Source organism: Vibrio sp. 10N.222.49.C12, from assembly GCF_041475025.1.
Classification (GTDB): Bacteria; Pseudomonadota; Gammaproteobacteria; order Enterobacterales; family Vibrionaceae; genus Vibrio; species Vibrio crassostreae_C.
Window position 1 is genome coordinate 61,248 of the sequence record NZ_JBFRVF010000024.1, and the last position, 8,319, is coordinate 69,566.

The window sequence follows — 8,319 nt, forward strand, 5'->3', positions numbered from 1 at the left end:
TAATGCTTCTATAATGTCCGACTACTCTTTTTTATCGTCTGCTTTTTGAGGCAGAAACATTTATTGCTTGTGGAGAAACAACAGTGATCAGAACCTTTGCAGAACTCGATCTAAACCAAGAGCTGCTTAAAGCAATTGACGAAATGGGCTACGAACGTCCAACACAGATACAAGCTGAAGCAATCCCACAAGCGTTAGATGGAAGAGACGTTTTGGCTTCTGCGCCAACAGGTACTGGTAAAACAGCATCATTTGTATTGCCAGCACTGCAATACCTACTGGATTTCCCACGTAAGAAATCTGGCCCTGCACGTATGCTTATCCTGACGCCAACGCGTGAGCTAGCAATGCAGATCACCGAACAAGCACGTGAGCTTGCTAAATACACCAGCCTAAATATCTTCACGATCACGGGCGGTGTGATGTACCAAGAGCACGCAGATATCTTAAGTACCACTCAAGATATCGTAGTAGCAACACCTGGCCGTTTGATGGAATACATTGAAGGCGAGCGTTTTGACTGTCGTGCGATTGAATGGCTGGTTCTAGATGAAGCCGACCGCATGCTAGACATGGGCTTTGGTCCTGTTGTTGACCGTCTGTCTGCAGAGTGTCGCTGGCGTAAACAAACTTTACTGTTCTCAGCAACGCTAGAAGGTAAAGGCATTGAAGGCTTCACTGAAGATCTACTGAAAAACCCAGCGGAGATCGATGCGAAATCATCACTTCGTGAGCGTAAGAAGATCACTCAGTGGTACCACCGTGCAGACACAGCAGAGCACAAGCTGAACATCCTAAAGCACGTCATCACAGAGCAAGCTGAGCGCAGCATCGTATTCTTGAAGACGCGTGATCGTCTAGGTGATCTACGAGCTCAACTTGAAAGCGCGCAAATTCCATGTGCGTGGATCCAAGGTGAAATGCCTCAAGATCGTCGTAACAACGCGATTGCTCGTTTCCGTGACGGCTCTGTAAACGTACTACTAGCGACTGACGTTGCTGCTCGTGGTATCGACCTTCCAGACGTAAGCCACGTAATCAACTACGACATGCCACGTACTGCTGACGTATACCTACACCGTATTGGCCGTACTGCTCGTGCTGGTAAAAAAGGTAACGCGGTTTCTATCATTGAAGCGCACGATCAACTAATGATTGAGCGTGTGGCTCGTTACACAGACGAACCAATCAAAGAACGCTTTATTGAAGGCATGCGCCCTACGCATAAGAAAGCGGCCGTGACTAAGAAGAAGAAGCCGAAGAAAGAAGATAAGAAAGCGGTAGAGAAACAAAAAATCGCGAAGAAGAAAAAAATCGCGAAGAAAAAGAAAGCAGCAAAGAAGAAGTAATCTACCAGCTTCAACGATTCAATAAAAAAGCCCCATGCAGTTCGCTGCATGGGGCTTTTCTCTATCTGGTCTGTTATCAGGCTAAAACCGAGAGCTACTCGTTAGCCAAGGACTACTAGTTTTGCTCTTCGCGCTTAAAGACAAGCTCTTTCGCGTTCGACTCTTCTTCAACGAAGTAGTAGCCCGCCGTATCAAACTGGGTCAGCGCCTCAACCGAGTCGATCTTGTTCTCGATGATGTAGCGAGCCATCATGCCACGCGCTTTCTTCGCGTAGAAACTGATCACCTTGTACTGACCGTTCTTGCAGTCTTTGAATACAGGGGTAATCACTTGGCCATCCAAGTTCTTCGGCTTCACGGCTTTAAAGTATTCGTTAGACGCCAAGTTGATCAACACATTGTCGCCTTGAGCATTCAACGCTTCATTCAGCTTGTCTGTGATGATGTTGCCCCAGAACTGGTACAAGTTAGTACCACGAGCATTGGCTAAGCGTGTACCCATCTCTAGGCGGTATGGCTGCATCAAATCTAATGGCTTAAGCAAGCCATATAACCCAGAAAGCATGCGCAGGTGGTCTTGTGCGTAGTCAAAATCTTCATCCGATAGCGTTTCAGCGTCTAGGCCAGTGTATACATCGCCTTTAAAGGCTAGGATTGCTTGGCGTGCGTTGTCTTGGGTAAAGGTCTCGCTCCACTGCTCAAAGCGCGCTACGTTCAACCCTGCGATTTTATCGCTGACTTTCATCAGTGCAGAAATATCGACTGGCGTCAGTTTGCGGCACTCTTCAATCAGCTCAGCAGAGTGTTCAACAAACTCAGGCTGACTAAAGCGTTCCGTCGCTAATGGTGATTCGTAATCAAGTGTTTTGGCTGGAGAAACGACAACTAACATAACTTTACCCTAATCGGTTATCTAACTGGATGCTGCTAGAGTATAGAAAAAACATCAACTTGTCTTTATGACTCTTCCTATTACTTCGATAGGGAGAATGAGCTTCGATAGACAGAATGAGACAAATGACAGGCAAACAAAAAGGCTAAGGTCGAAACCTTAGCCTTTCTAATCACTTTAGGATGAGCCGTTTATCGCTCCAACAAGATTACTTCTTGTTGTTGTCCCAAATACCGTCTTCCAGCTGAGACTTAAGCTCTGGGAAGTCATTCGAATCGAATGTTGGTACTTTACCCGCGTCTAGTTGGCGGTTGTAGTCTTTCGCTAGCTTAATCACGATACCTGATAGCAGGATAATCGCCACCAAGTTAACAATCGCCATTAGGCCCATCGATACGTCAGCCAGTGCCCATACCGTTGGTAACGTCGCTAGAGAACCGAACATAACCATACCCAGAACAACGATACGGAACAGCACTAGGCCCTTCTTGTTGTTGTGCTCAAGGAAGATAAGGTTCGTTTCAGCGTACGAGTAGTTTGCAATGATTGAAGTGAAAGCGAAGAAGAAAATCGCTACCGCTACAAAAATGCCGCCCCATTCGCCCACTTGTGCTGTTAGTGCACGTTGCGTTAGTTCGATACCCGTTACTTCACCGTGTGGTACATACTCACCAGACATCAGGATGATTGCGACTGTTGCTGAACAGATAACAATGGTATCCATGAACACGCCTAGCATTTGCACGTAACCTTGTGATGCTGGGTGCGGTGGGTAAGGCGTAGCAGAAGCTGCTGCGTTTGGCGCAGAACCCATACCCGCTTCGTTCGAGAACAAACCACGTTTGATGCCGTTAATCATCGCTTGTGCGATTGCGTAACCTAGGCCACCCGCTGCTGCTTCTTGCAGACCGAATGCACTCTTGAAGATAAGAGCCAGTACTTCAGGCACTTTCTCGATGTTCGCGAACATCACGTACATAGCGATCGCTAGGTAAGCCAATGCCATGATTGGAACGATGATTTCTGCTGTGCGTGCAATCTTACGGATACCACCGAAGATAACGAACGCAGAGATGATTACGATACCAACACCAACGTAGCTACGCTCAAGGTCGAATGCCGTATTCATTGCGCTTGCAATCGCGTTCGCTTGAACCGCGTTGAATACAAGACCAAATGCAATGATGAGGAAGATAGAGAATAGAACCCCCATCCAACGCATGCCTAGGCCTTTCTCCATGTAGTATGCAGGGCCGCCGCGGTAGTTACCGTCGTTATCACGCGTTTTGTATAGCTGTGCCAGTGTGCTTTCTGCAAACGATGTTGCCATACCTAGCATTGCGATTAGCCACATCCAGAAGATAGCACCAGGGCCACCAGCGGTTAGTGCTACAGCAACACCTGCCATGTTACCCGTACCTACACGGGCAGCGAGACTAGTACAAAGAGCTTGGAAAGAAGAGATACCAGCACTGTCTGCTTTACGGCTGTTTCTAAGAACAGAGAACATGTGGCCGAAATGGCGGAATTGAATGAAGCCTAGTCGTACAGTGAAGTAGATACCCACACCAACCAGTAAGTAAACTAAGATAGATCCCCAAAGGAGATCGTTCATCAAATTGATTAAGTCTGTCACGTGAACCTCGTAATTGAGTTTAAGCACCGATCATGCTTCCTAGCCTTCCTCTTAATCGCCTATGCCTCTGTCAATGTTGTGTCGGCACTCTTGTTATATTCTTGCGGCGATTGAGACTGTAAATGTCGCTTCATGCATCCATTTTACGTATCAGTGTATTTTTTGACGGGCGGATAATGCAGCGAGACGGCCTAAAAATCAATATGCAAATACACTTATATTAAAATGACATTTCACTAATAACACACCTTTTGTTAACACAACTTTCAACAATGCAGCCCAATAAAAGTCACATTATCGGGACATAATATCAACAACAGCCACGGCACTACCCCAACAAGAACACCATCCTATAAAAATGACGTCAGCCTAGGTTTTACAAGGTATAGTGAAGATCTTCGTTTTTTTCTAGGCCAATGAGATCCCTATACCGCACGGTACCATGTGCACTTCAATGCATTGTAGTCAAAACGCTATTCCATTCGCACAATGAATTAACATTCAATAACCCCCAATTTAATCGTTTACTTAGGTTTGTTTGCCTGTTTTTTATACATAATAATTCTCACAATGTGTGAGCATGCATAAGAAAATAGAACAAAAGCTTCATGGATTTGAAACAAATGAGAAACAAATCAAAGTTATTGTGAACCTAAATATGATATTTATTGGTTCGTAAGAACTAGTCCCACGGAAGGAGATATGGCTTATGGATAGCTTTCAATTCGATGAAGTATCAGAACTAGAAATGCCTCGTGTAACTCAAAAATCACGCTCGAAACCACTCAAGCGTAAGTGGCGTGAAATCGAAGCCATCAACGATCGTAGGCAGCTTGAGAAAGAGCTGAGAGAGATGAACCTAGGTCTTGATTTTAGCCTTGACGATATAAAACTTTAATCAGCACGATAAGAAATCAGATAGCAAAAGGCACCTATATAGGTGCCTTTTTTATTTTTTGAGGTAGTTAATCCGCTCAAAGCGCCATTTGGAAACCAACCCTCTAATATAGAGGACACCTAAAATAGGTGCACCTCAACATTACAACGGGCTAAACACACTCTTGTTCATTTTGTCGAACCCGAGCCGCGAGTTGGCGATATTGATCGGCGATGGTCTCTCCAAAAACAGGGTCATCTTCCGGTTGAAGCCATTGAGACTCCACTTCTTGCCAATCTTTCACCGTGAACGCCTCAACAATCATGGGTAGCACATGCTTCTCTTCATATTCCATGTGCTTTCGCTGAGCCTTAACAAACGCTTCAAGCTGCTCAATAAAGACTTGCTGAGGAACCACCGCATCTTGAAGGATCATATCGACCAAACCTAAAAAGTCCGCCGTTTTCTCAGAAAGCAATTGATGCTCTAACTCCAAGTCTTCAATCGCTTGCTCGCTGCCATATTGCTTAAGATAGTAGCGATAAATGACGTCTTCTTTAGGGTGATGCACTTTGTCTGAATGGTTCATAAGGTAATGAACCACCTCTGCGATCAGGCTATAGTTTATTTCTCGCTCCTGTTTCAGAAACTCTAACTTACTGTTGAGTATCGCGAGTAAACGAGCCATATAGCCATGCTCTCGTCTTATCCTTTCAATCATCATAGTATTGCACTCCATTACACCTACTATTTATAAGTGTATACGAATATGCTGATTTATGATTTGACCCTGCTCAGAAAACCACCAACCTACACTTCTGTTGGTAAACGCCAGTCAATAGGTTGTTGATCCATAGAAGAAAGCAGCTTGTTGGTTGTAGAGAAATGCTGACAACCGAAGAATCCACGGCGTGCCGATAATGGCGATGGGTGAGGTGCAACCAACACATGATGCTTGTCGTCATCAATCGCTTGACCTTTCTTCTGGGCGTGTGCGCCCCACAACAAAAAGATGATCGGTTCAGAGCGCTGATTGAGCTCAGCAATAATGGCATCGGTAAAGGTTTCCCAGCCACACTTAGCATGTGAGTGTGCTTTTGCCTCTTCGACTGTAAGGACTGTGTTCAACATCAACACCCCTTGCGATGCCCAAGAATCGAGATAACCATGACTAGGAATCTCAAAGCCCTCTATATCTTGTGCAAGCTCTTTGTACATATTGCGTAGAGAAGGTGGGATTTTCACACCAGGAAGCACTGAGAATGCTAAGCCGTGAGCTTGGTTAGCACCGTGATAAGGATCTTGCCCTAAGATAACCACTCGCACGGATTCGAAAGGCGTCATATCAAAGGCACTGAACACCTGTTCTTGTGGCGGGTAGACGGTTTTACCACTATTACGTTGCTGTTCAACAAACGCGAGGACACTCTGAAAGTACTCTTTATCACGTTCATCATTAATAATGGATTCCCAAGTCTTTGGTGCGCTCATCGTTTTACTTCCCAATCATCAAGGTTTCTAGCGGCTTTCGCCAGACAAAAAAATAGCTGTATCGGCTAACTGTCCTAAATAAGGCTCTAGTTATACCTCATACAGCTATCAATAAACATGATGTGTAGGGTTCACTTGTTGATGAATCATAATAATCAGTTCAAGTTGTGCTTATCTCGATTAACCACTTTTCTGCTGTGTACGATGGTGGCCGTGGTTATGCACGTGACGGTTTGGTGTAGGTAAACGGCGTGCGACAGCAATAGTTGAAGTTTGGGTGATTGAATACATAAAGGCACCTCCTCTAAGACATCGTGAACTACATATTCACTTTAATACTATGAAAGAAAGGTGCCAATTTTTAGAAATAGACGGAAATAAATTTCCCCCTCTATTATTACGCTTGTTCGCTCGCTAGCGTTGCTGAGCGATGAAACATTCTAAGTTGTTGAATTTCCTCTTTCCAGATCGTCGAATCAATGGTTTCCAAGATAAGAGGGATACCATTAAAGCGAGAATCAGAGGCAATATACTCAAAACAATCCCAGCCAATTTCGCCTTTTCCTAAAGAATGGTGTCGATCGACTCGGCTCGCGAACTCAGCTTTTGAATCATTGATGTGCATTGCTCTTAGATAGTGCATACCCACGATGCGGTCGAACTCAGCAAAAGTATGCTCACACGCCTCTTTTGTACGTAAGTCATAGCCAGCAGTAAACGTATGGCAGGTGTCTAAGCACACACCAACACGTGACTTATCTTCTACCTGTTCGATAATCTCTGCTAGATGTTCAAACTTCCAACCCAGATTAGTGCCCTGCCCAGACGTATTCTCGATCACTGCGATTACGTCAGGTACCGCTTGATGAGCTAGGTTGATCGATTCAGCGATCTTCGCCAAACATTCGCTTTCTGAGATTTTCTTTAAATGACTCCCAGGATGAAAATTCAAAAGCGTTAATCCAAGTTGATTACAACGCTCCATTTCATCAATAAAAGCCGCGCGTGATTTCTCTAGCTTCTCTTCTTCTGGTGCTCCTAGGTTAATAAGGTAGGAGTCATGAGGAAGAATGTGCTCAGCACCGAAGCCCAACATTTTGCAATTAGCTTTAAAGGCACTAATGGTTTTCGCTTCTAGCGGTTTTGCCGCCCACTGTCTCTGGTTCTTGGTAAACAGTGCAAACGCATTGGCACCTATTTCACGTGCACGCATAGGCGCCTGATCAACACCACCAGCAGCCGACACATGAGCGCCAATAAACTTAATATTTGTTTCCGGTTTTGAGGATGAATTATTGTTTGTCATTAAATCACTTTACACTTTCAGAATGCTTAATAAATAAAGGGTCGTATCGGTTGTAGTTCAATAAAAACACAACAAATGTAGTAAACTTACAACAAATATGACTGTTAAATATTTTTTATACTTTAAAATATTTTGTAATTACTTTGTTTTTAAAGGTTTTATTGATTTACCTCAATATAATCACCTTTGTAAAAATATGGTTTTTGGTTGTTTTTTGACTTAAATCAATGTTAACCTTACTAATATTAGGTATATATTACCCAGCTCAATAAAAATCGAAAGTTAACACCATAATCAAACCACATTCAGTGGACTAGGAGATAGTTATGATCCAAGGTATTCAAATTACTAAAGCAGCAAACGATGACCTACTAAACTCAATCTGGCTACTAGATAGCGAGAAGAATGAAGCTCGTTGTGTTGTTGCTACTGCAGGTTTCGAAGCTGACCAAGTTATCTCAGCTGCAGACCTAGGCGAGTACGAAAGCCGTGAAGTTGCAATCGAAGCAGCACCACGCATCGAAGGTGGCCAACACCTAAACGTTAACGTTCTTAAGCGTGAAACGCTAGAAGATGCAGTTGCTCACCCAGAGAACTACCCACAGCTAACTATCCGTGTATCGGGTTACGCTGTACGTTTCAACTCTCTAACAACTGAACAGCAACGTGACGTTATCGCACGTACGTTCACTGAGTCTCTATAATTTTTAGAGCTTAAATTAGAATACAAAAACGGCGCTCATTGAGCGCTAATGCCGTTCACTTAAG

At 44.1% G+C, this 8,319-nt stretch carries 8 protein-coding genes; 3 read left to right on the plus strand and 5 right to left on the minus strand.

The genetic code is table 11. The features are described from left to right. Positions 1-83 precede the first annotated feature (83 nt). Complete coding sequence (gene srmB, locus AB4583_RS08545) at positions 84-1,349, plus strand: ATP-dependent RNA helicase SrmB (RefSeq protein WP_017059323.1); 1,266 nt, start codon at positions 84-86, stop codon at positions 1,347-1,349. 115 nt (positions 1,350-1,464) lie between these two features. On the opposite strand, the gene yaaA is transcribed toward srmB, so the two are convergent. Together yaaA and AB4583_RS08555 are read right to left on the minus strand one after the other, a co-directional pair. Beyond that, positions 1,465-2,241, minus strand: coding sequence for a peroxide stress protein YaaA (yaaA, locus tag AB4583_RS08550; RefSeq protein WP_017059322.1), 777 nt, complete (start codon positions 2,239-2,241; stop codon positions 1,465-1,467). Positions 2,242-2,449: 208 nt separating this feature from the next. Continuing rightward, positions 2,450-3,877: a sodium:alanine symporter family protein gene (locus AB4583_RS08555; RefSeq protein ID WP_032545312.1), complete on the minus strand. Its 1,428-nt coding sequence runs from the start codon at positions 3,875-3,877 to the stop codon at positions 2,450-2,452. A 709-nt stretch (positions 3,878-4,586) separates the two neighbouring features. Here AB4583_RS08555 and AB4583_RS08560 point away from each other — a divergent pair. Continuing rightward, positions 4,587-4,775: a DUF3545 family protein gene (locus tag AB4583_RS08560; protein WP_017059319.1), complete on the plus strand. Its 189-nt coding sequence runs from the start codon at positions 4,587-4,589 to the stop codon at positions 4,773-4,775. 151 nt (positions 4,776-4,926) lie between these two features. Here the strand turns inward: AB4583_RS08560 and AB4583_RS08565 are convergent, their stop codons facing one another. From AB4583_RS08565 to nfo, 3 genes are all read right to left on the minus strand, one after another. Further along, positions 4,927-5,478, minus strand: coding sequence for a hemerythrin domain-containing protein (locus tag AB4583_RS08565; protein ID WP_017070073.1), 552 nt, complete (start codon positions 5,476-5,478; stop codon positions 4,927-4,929). An 86-nt stretch (positions 5,479-5,564) separates the two neighbouring features. Then, the gene (ung, locus tag AB4583_RS08570; protein ID WP_102428207.1) at positions 5,565-6,245 is read right to left on the minus strand and encodes a uracil-DNA glycosylase; all 681 of its coding nucleotides are present in this window, start codon (positions 6,243-6,245) and stop codon (positions 5,565-5,567) included. A gap of 397 nt (positions 6,246-6,642) precedes the next feature. Next, positions 6,643-7,551, minus strand: coding sequence for a deoxyribonuclease IV (nfo, locus tag AB4583_RS08575; RefSeq protein WP_017062881.1), 909 nt, complete (start codon positions 7,549-7,551; stop codon positions 6,643-6,645). 326 nt (positions 7,552-7,877) lie between these two features. On the opposite strand from nfo, the gene grcA reads away from it, so the two are divergent. Continuing rightward, on the plus strand, positions 7,878-8,255 hold the full coding sequence (gene grcA, locus AB4583_RS08580; RefSeq protein ID WP_017059315.1) for an autonomous glycyl radical cofactor GrcA: 378 nt from the start codon (positions 7,878-7,880) through the stop codon (positions 8,253-8,255). Positions 8,256-8,319 lie beyond the last annotated feature (64 nt).